General features: G+C 67.6%; 14 protein-coding genes and 1 pseudogene. 8 read left to right on the top strand and 7 right to left on the bottom strand.

Annotation, left to right across the window (positions count from 1 at the left end; genetic code table 11):
• The first annotated feature begins 35 nt into the window (after positions 1-35).
• Positions 36-1,481 carry an HlyD family type I secretion periplasmic adaptor subunit gene (locus tag MKK63_RS05410; protein WP_243999433.1) on the top strand — a complete coding sequence of 482 codons (1,446 nt, stop codon included), beginning with the start codon at positions 36-38 and terminating at the stop codon, positions 1,479-1,481.
• Positions 1,482-1,647: 166 nt separating this feature from the next.
• On the opposite strand, the gene MKK63_RS05405 is transcribed toward MKK63_RS05410, so the two are convergent.
• Complete coding sequence (locus MKK63_RS05405; protein WP_243999431.1) at positions 1,648-2,322, bottom strand: TetR/AcrR family transcriptional regulator; 675 nt, start codon at positions 2,320-2,322, stop codon at positions 1,648-1,650.
• An 87-nt stretch (positions 2,323-2,409) separates the two neighbouring features.
• On the opposite strand from MKK63_RS05405, the gene MKK63_RS05400 reads away from it, so the two are divergent.
• Complete coding sequence (locus tag MKK63_RS05400; protein ID WP_243999429.1) at positions 2,410-3,627, top strand: HlyD family secretion protein; 1,218 nt, start codon at positions 2,410-2,412, stop codon at positions 3,625-3,627.
• The gene (locus MKK63_RS05395) at positions 3,624-5,201 is read left to right on the top strand and encodes a DHA2 family efflux MFS transporter permease subunit (protein WP_243999427.1); all 1,578 of its coding nucleotides are present in this window, start codon (positions 3,624-3,626) and stop codon (positions 5,199-5,201) included. Before MKK63_RS05400 ends, MKK63_RS05395 begins: the two co-directional genes overlap by 4 nt.
• Before the next feature lie 166 nt (positions 5,202-5,367).
• On the opposite strand, the gene MKK63_RS05390 is transcribed toward MKK63_RS05395, so the two are convergent.
• On the bottom strand, positions 5,368-7,602 hold the full coding sequence (locus tag MKK63_RS05390) for a CHASE3 domain-containing protein (RefSeq protein ID WP_243999424.1): 2,235 nt from the start codon (positions 7,600-7,602) through the stop codon (positions 5,368-5,370).
• 721 nt (positions 7,603-8,323) lie between these two features.
• Entirely contained in the window at positions 8,324-9,028 is a 705-nt protein-coding gene (locus tag MKK63_RS05385; RefSeq protein ID WP_243920258.1) for a GntR family transcriptional regulator, read from the bottom strand.
• 158 nt (positions 9,029-9,186) lie between these two features.
• On the opposite strand from MKK63_RS05385, the gene MKK63_RS05380 reads away from it, so the two are divergent.
• Entirely contained in the window at positions 9,187-10,116 is a 930-nt protein-coding gene (locus MKK63_RS05380) for a PfkB family carbohydrate kinase (RefSeq protein ID WP_243999422.1), read from the top strand.
• A gap of 1 nt (position 10,117) precedes the next feature.
• On the opposite strand, the gene MKK63_RS05375 is transcribed toward MKK63_RS05380, so the two are convergent.
• A complete protein-coding gene (locus tag MKK63_RS05375; RefSeq protein WP_243999420.1) occupies positions 10,118-11,215 on the bottom strand; it encodes a helix-turn-helix transcriptional regulator in 1,098 nt (365 codons plus the stop codon).
• Between the two features lie 329 nt (positions 11,216-11,544).
• Between MKK63_RS05375 and MKK63_RS05370 the strand changes: the two genes are divergently transcribed.
• Entirely contained in the window at positions 11,545-11,748 is a 204-nt protein-coding gene (locus MKK63_RS05370; RefSeq protein ID WP_243999418.1) for a hypothetical protein, read from the top strand.
• Between the two features lie 61 nt (positions 11,749-11,809).
• Positions 11,810-12,451 carry a LysE family translocator gene (locus tag MKK63_RS05365; RefSeq protein WP_243999416.1) on the top strand — a complete coding sequence of 214 codons (642 nt, stop codon included), beginning with the start codon at positions 11,810-11,812 and terminating at the stop codon, positions 12,449-12,451.
• A gap of 224 nt (positions 12,452-12,675) precedes the next feature.
• On the opposite strand, the gene MKK63_RS05360 is transcribed toward MKK63_RS05365, so the two are convergent.
• Together MKK63_RS05360 and MKK63_RS05355 are read right to left on the bottom strand one after the other, a co-directional pair.
• Positions 12,676-12,981, bottom strand: a complete 306-nt coding sequence (locus MKK63_RS05360) for a hypothetical protein (RefSeq protein ID WP_243999414.1) — start codon at positions 12,979-12,981, stop codon at positions 12,676-12,678.
• 26 nt (positions 12,982-13,007) lie between these two features.
• Complete coding sequence (locus MKK63_RS05355) at positions 13,008-14,192, bottom strand: cupin domain-containing protein (RefSeq protein ID WP_243999412.1); 1,185 nt, start codon at positions 14,190-14,192, stop codon at positions 13,008-13,010.
• Between the two features lie 395 nt (positions 14,193-14,587).
• Between MKK63_RS05355 and msrA the strand changes: the two genes are divergently transcribed.
• The gene (gene msrA, locus MKK63_RS05350) at positions 14,588-15,109 is read left to right on the top strand and encodes a peptide-methionine (S)-S-oxide reductase MsrA (RefSeq protein WP_279574520.1); all 522 of its coding nucleotides are present in this window, start codon (positions 14,588-14,590) and stop codon (positions 15,107-15,109) included.
• A gap of 71 nt (positions 15,110-15,180) precedes the next feature.
• Here msrA and MKK63_RS05345 read toward each other — a convergent pair whose 3' ends face one another.
• Positions 15,181-17,145 carry an alpha/beta hydrolase domain-containing protein gene (locus MKK63_RS05345; RefSeq protein ID WP_243999407.1) on the bottom strand — a complete coding sequence of 655 codons (1,965 nt, stop codon included), beginning with the start codon at positions 17,143-17,145 and terminating at the stop codon, positions 15,181-15,183.
• A gap of 187 nt (positions 17,146-17,332) precedes the next feature.
• On the opposite strand from MKK63_RS05345, the pseudogene MKK63_RS05340 reads away from it, so the two are divergent.
• Positions 17,333-17,506 (top strand): annotated as a pseudogene (locus tag MKK63_RS05340) (IS630 family transposase); the annotation flags it as partial.

The following is a 17,506-nucleotide window of genomic DNA, read 5'->3' as shown; positions in this document are numbered from 1 at the left end:
GCGGGTCTCAAGACTTGAACGACGATCCTCCCCACATGACCGCGGCAGCGCCCCGACGTGCCCCGCCGCGGGCGGCGGCACTGATCGCGCGCGCGGACGCAAAGTTAAGCCGCGTCGCGATCGACGTCCGACGCCGCGTCGCCGCACGATTCGCGCCGACCAACCTCGCGCCGGGGGCGGACGCTTACGACCTGCGCGCCTCGATCCGGCGTCAGCTGGTGGCGGCCGGCCTGATCGCGGTGGTGCTGGTGCCGGGCATCGGCGGCTGGGCGGCGCTGACGACGTTTTCCGGGGCGGTGATCGCGCCGGGCCAGCTCGTGGTCGAGTCGGAGGTGAAGAAAGTCCAGCACCCCACCGGCGGCGTAGTGGGCGAACTCCGCGTCAGGGAGGGCGACCGCGTCCGGGCCGGCGACGTGCTGGTGCATCTGGATGAGACCCTGACGCGGGCCAACCTCGACATGACGCGCAAGGCCTTGGACGAGCTGGCCGCGCGCCGCGCGCGTGCCGAGGCCGAGCGCGACGGCCTGCCCGGGGTCGCGTTCCCGATGGAACTCCTGCTGCGCCGCGTTGCCGATCCGGAGATCGCCGCGCTGGTCGAGGGGGAGAGCCGGCTGTTCTCCGCGCGGCAGGCGAGCCGGGATGGGCAACGGGCGCAGTTGTCGGAACGCGCCTCGCAGCTGCAGGACGAGATCGCGGGGCTGAGTGAGCAGGTGGAGGCCAAGTCGCGGGAGATCGGTCTGATCGGCACCGAACTCAACGGCGTGCACGACCTCTACGCCAAGAAGCTCGTCGCGCTCTCGCGGGTGACGGCACTGGAGCGCGATGGCGCGCGCCTGGAGGGCGAGCGCGGACAGCTCACCGCATCGGTCGCCTCGGCGAAGGGCAAGATCGCGGAAACGCGGCTGCAGATCCTGCAGGTGGACGCGGAGATGCGCGCGGAGGTGGGCAAGGACTTGGCCGAGATCCGGGCGAAAGGGTCGGAGCTGTCGGAGAAGCGGGTGGCGGCAGAAGACCAGCTGAAGCGGGTGGATCTCCGGGCGCCGCAGGACGGGGTGGTGCATCAGATGAGTGTGCACACGGTGGGTGGTCTGGTGACGCCGTCCGAGCCGGTGATGCTGGTCGTTCCGGACGCCGACCGGTTGGCGGTGGAGGTGCGCATCCATCCGCAGGACATCGACAACGTCCGGGTCGGCCAGCGGGCGGTGCTGCGGTTCTCGGCGTTCAACACCCGCACGACGCCGGAGATCGACGGCGCCGTGAGCCGGGTGTCGGCGGATGTGACGAACGATCCGAAGTCCGGGATGAGCTTCTACACGGCCCGGATCGCGGTGGCGGACGCCCAGCGGGCGCGTCTGGGCGGGGTCCGGCTGGTTCCGGGCATGCCGGTGGAGGCGTTTCTACAGATCGGGGAGCGGACGGTGCTGAGCTACCTCGTCAAGCCGATGTCCGACCAGATCGCCAAGGCGTGGCGCGAGAAGTAGCCCGTCGGACAGGATTACCGACAGGCGCCGCCGGGTCGTCTGCGATTTGGGTCCTTGTCGGTCGCGGGGGGAACGGCGGTCATGGGCGCAAAGCCGAACGTCCGGTTCTGCGCGCGATGGCGATCCGACGTGACGTGGTCTGGCCGAGGCGCCGAAGCGGATGCCTTCAGGGGCGATCCGGACGAACACCGGCGAGGAAGAGGGCTACGGCGGCGCGGCGCCGCTTTTCCTGCGCTTCCGGATCCACCTTCATGCCATAGAGCGCCTGCTTCGAGCTACGCCCCATGATGAGGTTGAGGAAGAGGTCGGCGGCGATCTCGGGGTCGTCCACCGCGATCTGCCCCTGCTCGGCCATGACGCCGAGAAGACCCCCGACCGCCCTGACGCCGCGAAGCCAGCCCTCCTCGTAGGCAAGCTTGGCGAGATTGGGGAACTGCATCGCCTGGGCGGCGATGCAGCGGGTCAGGGCAGCGGCTCCCGGCGCCTGGGCGCGGTCGAGGAGGTTGCGGCTCAGCTCATCCAGCACCGTCGCGGCATCCATCGGGGTCGCCCGCAACGCCTGCGCCTCGGTCGCCGCCGAGAGAGGCGCGAGCCATTCCCGGATGCGGTCCTGCAGGACCGCCTCGAACAGCTCGCGCTTGTCCTGATACCGGGCATACAGCGTCGGCTTGCTGACGCCTGCGGCTTCCGCCACCGCATCGATGGATGTGCCGTCGAAGCCGCGCTCGATGAACAGCCGGGTGGCGACCTCGACGATGCGTGCCTCACGCCGCGCGGCCTCCTCGCGCGTCGGCCGCCCGCCGGAACCACGCTTCGATATCACCTCGGGCTCGGCGGGCATGGCCGCTGCCATCGTCGTGCTCCTTGTCATGATCCACTCCGTCATATATCGATACTTTACCGTATCGTATTGATGTTGGCCACCAACATGGACGCTCGACCCAGCGATCTTCCCCAGGCCGCGGCACGAACCGCTACCGCGGTCGGGGCTGTCGGTCACGCACCGGCCTCTGCAGGCCTTGCCGCTCGTTCGCCTGCGCCCAGGCGCCGCAAGTCACGCCTGATCCTCTCGGTCCTTCTCCTCGCGGCTCTCGGCGGCGCTGGCAGCTACGGCTGGCACTGGTGGACCATTGGGCGGTTCCTGGAGACGACGGAGGACGCCTACCTGCAAGCCGACAAGGTCACGGTCGCCCCGCGCATCGCCGGCCACGTCGCCGAAGTCCTCGTCGGCGACAACGAGCCGGTGAAGACTGGTGACGTGGTCGCGCGCCTCGACGACCGCGAGTACCGGGTCATGCTCAAGCAGGCCGAGGCCGAGGTCGGGAAGAGCCGGGCCCAGTTGCTCGGCACCGCGGCCGCAATCCTGCAGCAGCAGGCGCAAGTCGCCTCGGCCAAGGCCGAGGTCGAGAACACCGATGCGGCCCTCGACTTCGCCGGCAAGGAATACACCCGCTACCAGAACCTGTTGCAGACCGGCTCCGGTACAGCGCAGCGGCAGCAACAGGCGGATTCCGACCTGCGCCAGAAACGGGCCGCCCACGACAAGTCCGTCGCCTCCCTGGAAGCGGCCAGGAAGCAGGTCGACAGCCTGAGAGCGCTGGAGGGCAGCGCCCGGGCGAGCCTGGAGGCTGCGCAGGCCAAGGTCGAGCAGGCACAGCTCAACCTCAGCTACACGACCATCACGGCGCCCACGGACGGCATGGTCGGCGACCGCTCGCTCCGCGTCGGACAGTTCGTCTCGGCCGGCACCGGACTGCTCACCGTCGTCCCGATGGGTCGCGACATCTACCTCGTGGCGAACTTCAAGGAGACCCAGACCGGGCAGATGGTCGTGGGCCAGCACGTGACTTTCACGGTCGATGCCCTGGGCGACCACGAGTTCGAGGGGCGGGTCGAGAGCTTCTCACCCGGTACCGGCGCGCAGTTCGCCCTGCTGCCCCCGGAGAACGCCACCGGCAACTTCACCAAGGTCGTCCAGCGCGTGCCGGTGCGGATCGCCCTCGACGATTCCGATCCGATGCTCGGACGCCTGAGGCCCGGCCTGTCGGTCGAGGCGACCGTCCATATCCATGACGCGGTCGAGCCGGTGAAGCCACGCAACGGCCAACTCGGACATGCCCTGGTCAGCGAGGCGCTTCCCCGATGAGCGCAGTGCCGGCCGTCGCCGCGCACGAGGTCAAGGCAAGCGCGCGCGACTGGCTTGCGGTGTTCGGCGCGATCCTCGGCGCGTTCACCGCCATCCTCGACATCCAGATCACCAACGCCTCGCTCTCCGATATCCAGGGCGCGCTGGGCGCCTCCACAGAGGAAGGGAGCTGGATCTCGACGGCCTACCTGATGGCCGAGATCATCGTGATCCCGCTCACCGGCTGGCTGTCCTCGGTGATCGGCCTGCGCCGGTACCTGTCGGTGAACACGATGCTGTTCACCGGCTTCTCGCTCGCCTGCGCGCTCTCGACCTCGCTGTCGCAGATGATCCTGTTCCGAGCCGGCCAGGGCTTCACCGGCGGCGTGCTCATCCCGACCGCCATCGTCATCGTGCGCACCCGCCTGTCGAAGAGCCAGCAGCCGATCGGCATCGCGATGTTCGGGCTGACCGCCACCTTCGCGCCGGCCATCGGCCCGACGGTGGGCGGCTGGCTCACCGACAACCTGTCCTGGCACTACATCTTCTACCTGAACCTGATCTTCGGTCCGCTCGCCGCCGCGATCCAGCTCGGCGCCTTCGACAGCGTCCCGGCGCGCTGGGCCGAGCTCCTGAAGGGCGACTGGATCGGCATCGGCCTGATGGCCATCGGCCTGCCGGCCCTGACCTACGTCCTGGAGGAGGGCCAGCGGAAGGACTGGTTCGGCTCCCCCATCATCGTCCAGGTCAGCCTCCTGGCGGTGGTCGGCATCGCCGGCTTCATCATCCGCGAACTGATGACCGAGCGCCCCTTCATCAACCTGCGGGTGCTCGCCAACCGCTCGGTCGGGGGATCGTGCGTGCTGATGACGGTGCTCGGCGCCGTCTCGTTCGGCTCGATCTACATCATTCCGGTCTACTGCGCGCAGATCCAGGGCTACAACGCCCAGCAGATCGGCTACGTGGTGATGTGGTCCGGGCTGCCGCAACTGCTGCTCTTCCCGATGATGCCGCTGATCATGCGGGCCTTCGACGCCCGTATCCTGGTGGTGACCGGCACGCTGTTCTTCATCGCGAGTTGCTGGATCAATGTCGGCCTGACCCACGACGTCGGCGCCGACCAGCTGATCCTGCCGCAACTCCTGCGCGCCATCGGCCAGCCGCTGTTCACGATCCCGCTCTCGCAACTCTCGACGGCGGGCCTCGCCCCGCGCGACACGGCGGACGCCTCGGCACTGTCGAACATGATGCGCAACCTCGGCGGATCTATCGGCATCGCGATGCTGTCCACGATGATCGACCGGCGCGAGCACATGCACTTCTCGGTGCTGGCCGAGGCCATCACGGTCAATGCGACGCGCACCCAGGAGCGCCTCGCCGCGCTCGCCGCCGGCCTGCACGGGCACATCGCCGACCAAGCGGCGGCCAAGGGCGCCGCCATCGGCATGCTGGCCGCCCAGGTCCGCCGCGAGGCCTACGTCATGGCCTACGCGGATGGGTTCTGGCTCGTCGGCGTCAGCCTCGTGTTGAGCCTCGGCGTCGTCGCCATCCTGAAGAAGCCGCAGCGGACGTCCCGCCCGATCGAGGCCCACTGACCCCACGGCCCAACCGGATCGTGCCGTTCGATCTTCTCCGACTGCACGATGGACGACCGGCCTGCGCATCGCCCCCTCGCGCAGGCCGGCCGGCGCCCCGCCGCGCGAGCCCCCCGCGCCCCTGCCGCCGGACCGATCAACCACCGTTAAGCGCGGCCCTCCGGCCTTACGGCCCGGAATCCCGGGCAGGGCGCAGGACCACCACGTTCTCGGCCTGCGCCGCCCCCGTCGCGGCAGTACCGAGAACCTCGGCGACCTTGCGAGCGAGTTGTTCCCGCTTGAACGGTTTTCCGACGAGATGCACCCCGTCGTCGAGCCGGCCGTGATGCACGATGGAGTTCTCCGTGTAGCCGGACATGAACACCACCCGCACTTCCGGCCGTATGGCTTGAACCCGCTCGGCGAGCTCGCGACCCCGGACCTTGCCGGGCAGGACCACGTCGGTCAGCAGAAGGTCGACGGCCGCCGCGTTCGCGCCGAACATCCGCAGCCCCTCTTCGCCGTCTGCCGCCTCCAGCACCCGGTAGCCGAGATCGGAAAGGATGGCGCACGCGATCTCACGCACCCCCGCCTCGTCCTCGACGACCAGCACTGTCGCCGAGCCACGCGGCAGTTCCACCGGAGCTGCGGGCCGCTGCCCGGCAACGGTCATCCTCCCGACTGCCCGGGGCAGGTAGATCTTCACGCTCGTACCCTGGCCGGGCTCGGAATAGATCTTCACGTGTCCGCCCGACTGCTTGACGAAGCCGAACACCATGGCGAGGCCGAGCCCGGTGCCCTTGCCGTCGGGCTTGGTCGTGAAGAACGGCTCGAACACGCGCGCCACCACCTCCGGCGTCATGCCGTGGCCGGTGTCGGAGACCGCCACCATGGCGTAATCGCCGGGTGCGACCTCGGCGTTGTCCCGGGCATAGGCCTCGTCGAGGACCTTGTTGCCGAGCTCGATGGTGAGCCTGCCGCCGCCCGGCATCGCGTCCCGGGCGTTCAGTGCGAGGTTGAGGACCGCGCTCTCCAACTGGGCCGGGTCGGCCATCGCCGGCCATAGCCCGGCGGTCTCGACGTAGCGGACCTCGATGTGCTCGCCAAGGGTGCGTCGCAGGAGCGGAATCAGGTCCGGCATCGTCGCGGCGAGGTCGACGGGTGCAGGCGCGAGCGGCTGCTTGCGCGCGAAGGCGAGGAGTTGGCCCGTCAGCGTCGCGCCGCGCTCGGCCGCCCAGGCCGCGCGCTCGATCCGCTGCTGCAGCCTCGCGTCGCCGTCGAGCTTCGCCCGGACGAACTCCAGGTTCCCGAGGATAACCTGCAGCAGGTTGTTGAAATCGTGTGCGATGCCCCCGGTCAGTTGCCCGACCGCTTGCATCTTCTGGGCTTCGCGCAGCACGGCTTCGGCCTGGGCGCGCTTGGTCATGTCGGAAATCGTCAGGACGAAGCCGCCGTCCGGCATCGGCGTCCGGCGGATCTCCAGGTGATGGCCGTCGGCGCGCTCGCGCTCGTAGGTCACCGCCTCGCGCGGATTCCAGCTGCCGTGGCGGACCTGATCCTCGGTCTCAAGGGTGAGGCGGCCGGGCCCGCCGGTGTGATCGGCGAAGGTGCCGTAGGCGGTCCCCAGCCGGAGCATGGCCTTCGGCAGGTCCAGGAGCACCTCGAAGCACGCGTTCCAGTTCGCGAGCCTGCGGTCAGGCCCGAACACCGCAACGCCCTGGCTGAGGCTGTCGATGGTGGTGCGTAGGCGAAGCGCCAGCGCCCGTTGCTCGGCCCCGGTCGTGTTGGAGCGCGACCACGCTTGGTTCAGGAGGCGAGCCGCCCAGAGCATGGTGAGGACGGCCAGCGCCGACCCGCCGATAACCATCCAACGCACCCAGGCCGCCCGGACGTCGTTCTGGGCGAGGCGTTCGTCGAGCAGCCGCTGCTCGTCGCCAAGCATGCTATCGAGCACCGCCTCGGCGTCCCGCATGTGCTTGCGGCCGGCATCGCCGTTGATGATGCGCAAGGCGTTCTCAAGCCCGCCGTCGCGGCGTGCTTGCAAGGTCTGGGCGAGCTCCTCAAGCTTCTGCTGGATGGCCGGCGCCATGGCGCGGATGCGCTCCTGCTGCGCGGGGTTGTCGGCGGTGAGCTTCTGCAATTCGCCCTGGAGCAGGCCGAGCCGGTCGCGGGCCGCGTCGTAGGGCGCTAGGTACTCGTCCCGGCCGGTGAGGACGTAGCCGCGCTGACCGCGTTCCGCGTCGCGCAGGGCGATGGCGAGGTCCTTGGTGGTGCTCAGAACGCGGTAGCTGTGCTGCGACCACTCCCGGGCCGCGCGCGAGGCGTTGAGGCGCTCCCACGTCGCCGCGCCGACAAGGGCAACGATGGCCATGAGGACGCCGAGCACGAGGAGGTTGGCGCGCCTGACGAGATATTGGGTCATGGTGTCCGTGACTGCGCCGGCCGCTCGCGCCCGCCCTTCGGACGCAAGCCCTGCGACCTTGGCCGGAAGCGAGGAACCCAGGCATCGCCTGCCCGCGGGTTCATGGCCACCGCCTATGTCGCGATTGCGGGAATTTGCGGGCGGGCCGACGGAGGGTGGCGCCGCAAAGTGGCGGCTGCCATGGAGACCTCCAGCACCCTGATGGCGGGCGGCGGCCCCGGCGCCGTCGGCGCGCGGCCTTTTCGGCCGAGTGGGTCTCGATCATGCCGAGCGCGTGCACGCGGTTCTGCTTGTCGTCCGCAGCCATGTCCGCGTCTGGGCCTGACCGATGAGGTGCCGATGGCTGGAACGGGCGCCAAACGGAACGTCCGGTTTTGCGCTCTTTGCCGATCCGGCATGGCGTAATCTGGCAGTGAGCGGCAAGGCCGCTTCGGAGACGGTTCGGCGCGAAACAGATTTATCCGGTCTCGGCTCAACCTTCCGAGACCATACGATGCCATCGACTTCGGAGGCTGGCTACCGCGAAGATCCTACGTTGCTTGGCGCCTTGCTTAGACTCAATCCACAGGGTATCTCGTCCTGACGATGCACGCTTTCTACTACGAATAAACTTGCTAGCAAGTTCTCAAAGATCGAATACGTTATCCATCAAGTTCGATCGGATGGCGTATTGTATTTTAAACAATATTGGCAGGTTTGCAATAGACATGAGTTACATTCGCTACGCGCTCAAATTAAGCCGATAGCGATAGGCGTCTCCGCGGAACAGGCCCTCAACGTACTCGATCATAACGGAGTCCTGATTGTAGCTGTGGCGCTTGATCAGCAGGCACGGGAGCGGCCGGTCGAAGGCGAAGATCTTGCACTCGTCCGCCGTCGGCATCGTCGCTTCCACCGTCTGCTCGCACCGCACGAGGCGGCCGCTCGGGTGACTGCTGAGGAAGGCGTAGACGGAGCCCGAGAGATCGCCGGTCTCGAGCGCGGGCACTGCGCGGATATTGTACCAGGCGACCTCGCGCGACATCGGCACGCCGTCGCCGGAGCGAACGCGCGTCAGGCGCAGGAACGGGGCCGTCGAGGGCAGGCCGAAGATCGACGCGATCGAGCGGTCCTCGGTGACTGCCCGATCGAGAATGCGGGATGACGGGATCTTGCCCAACTCCCGCATCTCCTCCGTGAAGCCCTTGAGCCGGTCCATGCCCGGGCGCACGGGCTCAGGCGGACCGCGCACGAGGAAGCCGGAGCGTCCGCGTGGCACAAGAAATTCGTTGTCGCTGAGTTCGGCATAGGCGCGCTGAACCGTGACGCGGCTGACCCCGAGGCTCTCGGCGAGTTGTCGCTCTGCCGGCAGGATGACGCCTGGCGGCAGCGAACCCGACAGGATGAGTTCACGGAGCTGGCCTTCGATCTGCCGGTACAGCGGCATCGCCGTGTCGCCACGCAGGCGCAGGAGAGAGAGCACCGAGGGACGCTCGTCTCCCGCGAAGTTCGGCTCATCATCACCGTTTAGGGTCCGATTTTTGGGGCGCACGTCCGATCGACCTCCGGTACAGATGCTTATATCGGACAGGCTCGGGGCGCTCCATGCGTGTCTTCGTCATTGGTAGCTTCGTGATGGCCTGCTCGGTCAAGGTCACGCGGCTGCCGCAGGCGGGCGAGTCCCTCACTGGCTTGGCTTTCCTCGCCGAACCGGGCGGCAAGGGCTTCAACCTCGCGCTTGCCACGCATCAGCTCGGCATCACGGTGGACGGACTCTTTGCCGTCGGCACGGACGTGTTGTCCCCGATGGTCCGCTCGACCTTCGCGCAAGTCGGATTCTCCGAGACTATGCTGGTACCGCATGCTGGCTCGACGGGCGCCGGCGTCGCCTTCGTCGATGCATCCGGCGAGAACTGCTTGGCGGTCTGTCTCGGCGCCAACCTGGCCCTTGATGCTGAGGACGTCCGAGCCGTCGCCGCCCGTGTCGGGCAGGCGGCCCTCGTGGCGGCGACCTTCGAATCGCCGGACGCCCCCATCCGCGAGGCCTTTGCCTTGGCTCGGACGCTGGGCCATCTCACCCTGCTGAACCCGTCTCCCGTGCGCCCCATCGACCCGGCGATCCTTGCCGATACCGCGATCCTCGTCGTCAATGCGGTTGAGGCCGCCGACCTCGGCCTGGGAGCGTCTGACGCCATCGCCGCCGCCCAAGCCGCGACGCCGGCCATTGCCGCGCTGCTCGACGGCGGGCTCGAACTGCTCGTGGTGACCCTCGGGGAGCGCGGCGCGATGGCGTTCCGCCCTGGATTGCCGCCTCTACACCAGCCGGCCTTCGCGGTGGCGGCAGTCGATACGGTCGGCGCCGGGGACGCCTTCACGGCCGGACTGATGGCGGGCCTGCTCTCGGACGAGCCCCTCGACGCGACCCTGCGAAGGGCTGCAGCCTGCGGCGCGCTCACCACTTGCCGGTTCGGGGCCTTCGAGGCCTTTCCGACCGCGCAGGCGTTGGCCACCTTCTTGGACGGCGCCGCGGTTTGATCTATGCCGCGCCTAAGCACTTCGTCGTCTGTCCACTGAACAGCGCGAGCGAGGCGACGATGCTCAGCAACTCCGCTTGCCGCTTGGTCCCAGTCTTGTTGAAGATCGAGTTGAGTTGGGTGCGGACCGTGCTTGCTTGGACGCCGACGCTCTCGGCGTAGCTCTGCAGGCGCAAGCCCCCGGCCAGCGCCTGGAGCAGCCGGGCCTCCGCCGGGGTGAGGTCGAACAGCATGTTCAGGAGGCCGTCGGCCGGAACGGCCCGCGCGCCGACGTGCACGAGGATGAGCAGCACCGCTGAGGTACCGAAGGCGTCGCCGGGATGCGGCTCCAGGCGCATGATGTGAGCGATCTGAGGACGGTGGTCGGAATAGCTGCGCACCGGCATGGTTTGCACTGCGTGCCGGCCGCCAACGACGTTGCCGATCGCGTCCTGCAGCAGCTTGCTGTTGATCAAACTCTTGAAGAGCAGGCTGCCGTGCTGGCCCGGGGGTAGAACTTCCTCCCGCTGCTGCAGATGAGCATTCATGGTGAGCACCCGCCCCGAAGCCGACAGGACAGCGGCGGGGAGTCCGATCTGGTCGAGCGTCATGCCGGTGAGACGGGAGCGCTCACAATTGAACCGGGCGCTGAGCTGGCAGGCGCGCACGAGATGCGGTCGCAACGCATCGAGTCTGGGCAGGATGGAGGCTTCATGGGCGCCCGTTTGGGCCCGACGTTCGGCGGTAATGATTGCCACGTCGCCTGTCGGCAGGGGAAACGTTGTTCCCACCTGCCAGAACGGCTTCTCGACATCACAGGGCCAGCCCGCACAGGAGCCCGGTGCGAGGTCGACGTCGCGCATGAAGCCCGCATGAGCTTCGGCGCGCCATTGCGCCGTACGCCCGCTGCTGCGCCAGGAGTTCGCAGCCGTCAGGTGACTTACGCGCGGCTTCAAAGCCGGAGAGGCAATCCAGCGGGGCATTCCGACGGGGGGCAGCACCATGAGCACGGCGCCATCCGAGTTCGCCATATCGCCAAGCGATTGGAGGACTTCCGGCCAGAGCTCCGGCGTGCCCGCAGCCTCGTAGATCCGGTCGATAAGCGCTTCCTGCATCGACATGCACCACGATGATCTTGCTGGTCTTGGTAAGACCAATATCAGTCCAAAAGCGGCATTGGCATCCTACAAACGGATGATGGCCCTGGCTAGGGACGGCGCGCCGAGCACCTTTCCGGTCAGTCCGCTCTCCGTTCGCGGCACCGGACGCGGCGGCGACAGAGCCTCCGGAAACCAGGGGCGGCCCTGCAAGCGCCTGAAGATACGATGCTTCCTCGCTCGGCTGTGACGTCGGCCGCGCGCCTGGAACAGCGCAGACGGCGCCATCCGCCAGACGGAGGATGCTCAGACTTCAGCCATCCCTAGATTGTCCGCGCACGGAAGGATCAGCCATGAAAACAATTGTCGCCACTTTCCTCGTCGTCTGGTCCTGCACCGGGGCCTGGGCCGACGAGTTGAACGATCTGCCGGACGTGGCCTGCGCCCAAGCTTCCTCGGCCCTGGAGCGTGATCAAATCGGGTGCCCGGACGCCAACAGCGCTGCAGCGCTGCCTCGCGCGGCCGTTTCGCCCCTCGACCGCGTGGAAGACGACTAGGCGCATTCCCGGCATCATGGGCGTCTTCGTCACAGCTCTGCTCGCCAGCGCGAGTCTTGGCATGTCTATCGCGGCGCCGATCGGGCCGGCGAGCTTGCTATGCATTCAGCGAACGCTGTCGGCGGGCCTACCCACCGGCCTTGCTACCGGGCTCGGCGTCGCGACCGTGCATCTGACGTACGGGACCGTGATCATGTGCTGGGGCGCGGACCTCGCTCCGGCGTGGTCGAACGGGGCCCTGCTCTCCCTGGTCTCGGGTGCAGTGCTACTTGCCCTGGCGGTCCGGGTACTTCGCAGCGTCTCGGTGTTGCAGGTGAGCAGCGAGCGCCTCGACACCCTGGCGGCGAGCTACGGCAGTGCGGTTGCGCTGGCCGTGGCGAATCCGATCACCCCCGTGCTGTTCCTCGTCGCTACGCCGGCACTCCTCGCGCGGGGGACCACGCCACTCCCGGTGCTGGCGGCCGGTGTATTCCTCGGCTCGTTCGGCTGGTGGGTCGTGCTTAACACCGCCGTGTCCCTGTTCCGGCGCTGTGTCACCAGTCAGGTTCTGAACCAGATGAACAAGGCCGCCGGCCTCCTCCTCGCCCTCATGGCGTTAAGCCTGCTGGCTCGCGGTCTGGACGGTAGCCCGGCGGGCGGTTTGGGCAACCCGAGCCGGAGCGGGGCAATCGGCGCGGCTGGCCAACCGCCGAGTCACTTCTAAGCCGCCGCACAGCACAGGCTGCGATCCAGACATTGTCGTCACCGGCCATAATCGGTGGCAGGACTTCACAAAGGTAGACAGAGCGTTTCGCATCCGACTCACACGGACGTCGGTCACCGACGCGAGCCGGAACGACCCGAAAGCCGCCTGTCCGCTTCTGGGGGTTCTGGACCGCGAAGCGGGCGCGAGTCGACTGACACGTTCGACGGCCGCCTGCGCCCCGTTCAGCGCGTTGGCTCCAAGCCGAGCCGAGTCCGTGTCTGATTGACGCTTCCCAAGACGAGGGCTTGTCCGTCGCGCCACACAACGCGGCACATCTCAATCGCACCGCTCTCAACAGGATCCACTGAGATCACCAAGTCCGGATCGATGCCGACCATCCCCCAATCGTCGGCCAGAGCGAGGTCGACAGGGTGCACAACCAGCAAAGCATCGGCCGATTGCAGGTTTCGTGCAGACAGCGGCTGATCGGTTCCGATCCCGGCGATGGACCGGATCACCGTTGCGCACAGGATCAGGGCCCCGACCAAGACCGCGCGGTACGATACCATCATGGTCAGGCGGAGCGCGCGAAGGCGATCGGCTCCTTCGGCAGACCCACCAGCTCATCCTCGCGCAAGCCAAGGTTCGCGGCGATGACCTGCCGAGGGGCCAGCGCCAGCCACTGCGAGAGCGAACACTCCTGGTGCGCAGGACTGTCGTGCACGCCCACGAAGGTGCAGGGTTCGGTCCCGATATTCTCGATCATGTGCGCAGCGGCCTTCGGGAAGTAGGCACAATCGCCCGGCATCAACTCCGCCGTGGCGAGCCGCTTCTCAGGCTCGAACACCGTTACACGCGTGCGGCCTTCGAGCAGGAAATGCCACTCGTTCGCCCCGGGGTGCCAGTGCGGCGCGTGGAGGGCGCCCGGAAGCAGCGTCTCGCTGAAGCCCGTCATGGTGGTCGACATCGGGAACGTTTGGGCGGGCGCAACGCGCAGCGTCCCGGCCGCACACGCGATGACGGGCTGGGCCTGGGCGAGGGCGAACCGATGGGAGGCCGCGGCGTTCAATCGGCGCTCGTCGCGCGCGACGGCGCCGTCCAACGGGATGACCGGACCTTGCGCGATGTAGACCTCGCCCTCCGGCAGGTTGCGGCTGACCGCATTCGAGAGGTTGAACGCGGCCTGCAGGGTTCCGGGGTCGAGGCGGCTAAGCCAGTCGCTCAGGCCGAAGGTGCCGTGATCCCCGTAGAGGCCGTCATCGAAGGCGAGGATCGCGTGGCAGGGCGCCCCGCCCAACGTCTGGATCGCATGGGCATGACCCGCCGGAAACGACCACGTGTCACCGGGACCAAAGTTCACGACCTCAAGGTCGCCGTCGGGATCGACGATCGTCACTTGGCACTGGCCGGCGACGACGTAGGCCCACTCCGCTGAGGAGTGCCAGTGCATCTCGCGCACACCGCCCGGGTTGAGGAACAGGTGTGCGCCCGCGAGGCCGGTCGCGATAGGCAGCTGGCGGGCGGTGAGGTCGCGGGCCCAACCGCCCGACGTTGCCTTGATCGTCCCGCCATCGAGATGCCCGGTGAAAGCCTGGGCTGCACCGGTCTTGCGCGGGATCGTCCGGACAAAGCTCGCGGAGGACGAGGCCTCCTTGCCGGCCGCCCGACCATCGCCATCGGCCCCGCGTGCCCGGCCGGACGCGACCGCACCGATACCGAAGGCAAGGCCACCGAGAAAATAGCGCCGCTCTGGCTCCACGTGCCCTCCTCCGCCCCCGTGCGGCTTTCCGCCGATCAGAGGTGTTGTGCGCCCGCGCAATCCGAGAACGCGGAAGCGCTGCCGTTACGGTGAGGCATCGTTGCGGCTTAGGCTGCGTGTGTCCTCCACCGAATGGATGATAGACTGACTTCGAAACGAGAAAGATTGATGATTTTCGGCAACGGCTGTCTTTCTCCTGCAATCATTGACGAATGCTGTTCCGAATCGAAACGCCTTGGTCGCAACTTCCGACCCGATGGCGGCGAAGCACGGTACGCCGGAAGAGGCCTCAGGGTGAGCACGGCTCCGCGAAGCCGCCATCACGCCGCAGGCAACGCGCGCATCAAAGCTCCATATGAGGTGGACCATGTGCATTTTTGATCTGCGGGGCGGCGATGGTTGGCAATGAGAGAGCGATCCTGGCGGGCGGGTGCTTCTGGGGGATGCAGGAGCTGATCCGACGCGAGAGCGGCGTGGTTTCGACGCGGGTCGGCTATACCGGCGGTGACATACCGAACGCGACTTACCGCAACCACGGCACCCATGCCGAAGCGATCGAGATCACGTTCGACCCGGCTCAGACGAGCTTCCGGCGCGTACTGGAGTTCTTTTTCCAGATTCACGACCCGACGACTCCGAACCGCCAGGGCAACGACCGCGGCCTGAGCTACCGCTCCGCCATCTACTACACGGATGATGCGCAGCGCCGCGTGGCCGAGGAGACGATCGCCGACGTCGAGGCGTCGGGCCTGTGGCCCGGTAAGGTCGTGACCGAGGTGGCGCCGGCGGGCCCCTTCTGGGAGGCAGAGCCAGAGCACCAGGATTACCTGCAGCGCCGGCCCGACGGGTATACCTGCCACTTCCTCAGGCCCGGCTGGAAGCTGCCTACCCGATCCTCGGCCTCGCAGGACGCTTGAGCGGGCACAACTCCCGTCATCGCGCGGCATCGATGGTCCCGCGGAGCCGGGCGGAAGTACCCTCACTCGATCTACCGTGCAGCCTCCTGCCGTGCCACCTCGATCATGCGATCGCCATCCTCGCGTAGGAGCAGGCGATCCTTGACGAGCGAGTCCACAGATCTGGCCACTGCAGCAAGGTAGGTATCTTGGTCCCGGTAGCGTTCCTCCAGCGAGGACCGCGGATCCCCGCTGGCCTCTCGCTCGGCCCGTGTTCGGGCAAACGGAAGCTGGCTACCCTCCCGGTCGCACAGGGCGCCAGCGGGAAAGGGATCAGCGTAGAGGTTCCAACCCGTGAAGGTCGCGCGTGGTGCAGCAACGGCCGGCAGACGTATGCCTGCCACGTCGTTGCCGTCTGCATCGACGCGCGGCACGAGGGGCCGGTATTGTAGCCCGCTCTCCGGCTTGGGATCGACGTAGGTGCTGAAGCGGGCGATCGTGTTCGGCGCGGTCGGGACCGGCACACCGACGATGAAGGGGAAGCCAATCTCGGCCGCCTCAACCAACGTGCCATCCGACAGCCGCGGAATGCGGCTGTCAGGCGGTACCGTGCCGTCCGTCACCCACGCCTCAAGCGCGACGAGCAGGGCTCGGAGCGCCGGTGCTGGATTGAGGGTGCTACGCGCGTTCGCGCAGGGGCCCTTATTCGAGGTTAATCCAGCACGCCCATAGTGGAAGGCGCTTGAAACCAGGTAAGCACGCGTCGTCTCGGGCAGGACGATGTCGGTGCGGCCGAGCGGATCCGTCGTCAGCAGCGAGGCCCCCTTCTGCCAGTACTCGGTGCCCGTGTTCACTTCGATCAGCAACGGGTCGAAACCGTCGTTGCGCAGAAGCGTGCCGGTCCGTCCCGTCACCGGGTCATGTTGGGGCGTCGTGGAGAACGGGAACGCATTCTCCGGGTAGAGATGATCCTCGTGCTGCGTGTTCGTTCGGGACGGTTGGCCGAAGCGCACGTTGAGGAAGATCCCGCCGATCCCAGCGATGTGGGACAGCACGCCATCGAAGACCCGGTGCCCTGCCTCGTCGCGATTGTAGCCCTGACTGATGAAGTCACGCAGGTAGCGCCCGCTTTGTGAGATGCCGAGCGCGACCGCGTGCCGGATCATCCCGCGAGCCGGATTGTCACCGCCGGCGGCATCGCCGCGCAGGTAGGCGACGACGTCGCGCGTTGCGGCAAAGCCGACGCCGAGCACCTTCGGTTCAGTCGCCTGGTAGGTGAATTCATAGATCGAGCCCGGCAGCGGTGTGGTGCCCTTGGGCAGGAGTTCGAGTTGCCGCGACGTCGCGTAGTGCCACGCCTCCGCCGGAACGGGCCGGGGCGGGTCTGCCTCCCGGCGGCGTACGGTCAGCTGCGTTCCGGCCTTCTCCCCGGTGGCCGCCTTGAAGGTGAGATAGAAGGGCGCCTCTGGCGGCCCGCGCGTCGCGCTGACGAGTTCGTCGCGCACGGTCTCCACGATCGGCTTGCCGTTGCGGGAGGCCACCGGCACGTCAATCGCCATGCCGCCCTGCTGACGCAGCGCGTCCGCCTCCCAACCCGACCAAACGAGGGTGTCCCCGCGACGCAGGACTAGTCCGGTGCCGGCATCCACGGCGCTGCGTGGATCGTTGACGGCCTGGGCCGCTTGGGCTGGCGCATCCAGCACCCAGTTAAAAAGGAACTTGCGTCCGCGATTCAGAACCTCGAACAGCAGCGTGCCGCTGCCGCGCGCAGGATCTTTCGGGCGCAAGATAAACAAATCGGTTTTGTACTCGACCATGCCGCGCGCATTGCGCGGCGCGAGCGCGATGTCGACGATGCCGGCGTTGGCTGGGTCCGCCGGATCGAGCTCGCCGTGGGCGGCTCCGATGACCCGCTCGTAAGCGCCAGCAGATCCAAATTCCGCGCCTTCGGCGAACGGTTCGACGGTGTTGATCTCGATGCTGGTGATGCGGGCATGGGCCGGTGTGACGCCGAGCGCGCACCCGAGCGCGCAGGCCAATAGCCGACGGGTCTGCATGCTCTTCCCCCCTGCTTGGCTCGTCTGGACGGCCGATGGTGTCAGCAAACACAGGTCGCGCGGCGCGTCGACCAGGGTGGCTGCGCAGACGTTGCGTTTTCGTGCGGCCTGTCAGCTAGTGGTTGAGCTCTGACGGTTGAGTCCGTGTGGGGTATCTGTTGCAGGCCCATCCTGCGAGTCTGGCCGTATGCGCAGGGGCATAGCTTTCTCGCTCTCCACCTCGGATCGCCTTCGGCTCGAATCACTCGTGGCGGATCGTAACACGTCGCAGAAGCACGTCGGGCGCGCTCGTATCGTTCTTCTGACCCCCGATGGGCCGGTGACGCCTGCGATCCGACGTAGCGCGGGGCTGTCCAAGTCG

Origin of the sequence: Methylobacterium sp. J-088 (assembly GCF_022829295.1) — a bacterium.
Lineage (GTDB): Bacteria > Pseudomonadota > Alphaproteobacteria > Rhizobiales > Beijerinckiaceae > Methylobacterium.
The sequence above is the reverse complement of the archived record's forward strand: the minus strand, read 5'-3'. Positions and strand labels throughout refer to the sequence as shown.

Coding starts and splice junctions, on each gene's coding strand:
- MKK63_RS05410 (WP_243999433.1), top strand. CDS start 36: ATGACCGCGGCAGCGCCCCGACGTGCCCCGCCGCGGGCGGCGGCACTG.
- MKK63_RS05370 (WP_243999418.1), top strand. CDS start 11,545: ATGAAAACAATTGTCGCCACTTTCCTCGTCGTCTGGTCCTGCACCGGG.
- MKK63_RS05380 (WP_243999422.1), top strand. CDS start 9,187: ATGCGTGTCTTCGTCATTGGTAGCTTCGTGATGGCCTGCTCGGTCAAG.
- MKK63_RS05390 (WP_243999424.1), bottom strand. CDS start 7,602: ATGACCCAATATCTCGTCAGGCGCGCCAACCTCCTCGTGCTCGGCGTC.
- MKK63_RS05375 (WP_243999420.1), bottom strand. CDS start 11,215: ATGTCGATGCAGGAAGCGCTTATCGACCGGATCTACGAGGCTGCGGGC.
- msrA (WP_279574520.1), top strand. CDS start 14,588: ATGGTTGGCAATGAGAGAGCGATCCTGGCGGGCGGGTGCTTCTGGGGG.
- MKK63_RS05405 (WP_243999431.1), bottom strand. CDS start 2,322: ATGCCCGCCGAGCCCGAGGTGATATCGAAGCGTGGTTCCGGCGGGCGG.
- MKK63_RS05400 (WP_243999429.1), top strand. CDS start 2,410: ATGGACGCTCGACCCAGCGATCTTCCCCAGGCCGCGGCACGAACCGCT.
- MKK63_RS05345 (WP_243999407.1), bottom strand. CDS start 17,145: ATGCAGACCCGTCGGCTATTGGCCTGCGCGCTCGGGTGCGCGCTCGGC.
- MKK63_RS05395 (WP_243999427.1), top strand. CDS start 3,624: ATGAGCGCAGTGCCGGCCGTCGCCGCGCACGAGGTCAAGGCAAGCGCG.
- MKK63_RS05365 (WP_243999416.1), top strand. CDS start 11,810: ATGTCTATCGCGGCGCCGATCGGGCCGGCGAGCTTGCTATGCATTCAG.
- MKK63_RS05385 (WP_243920258.1), bottom strand. CDS start 9,028: ATGCCGCTGTACCGGCAGATCGAAGGCCAGCTCCGTGAACTCATCCTG.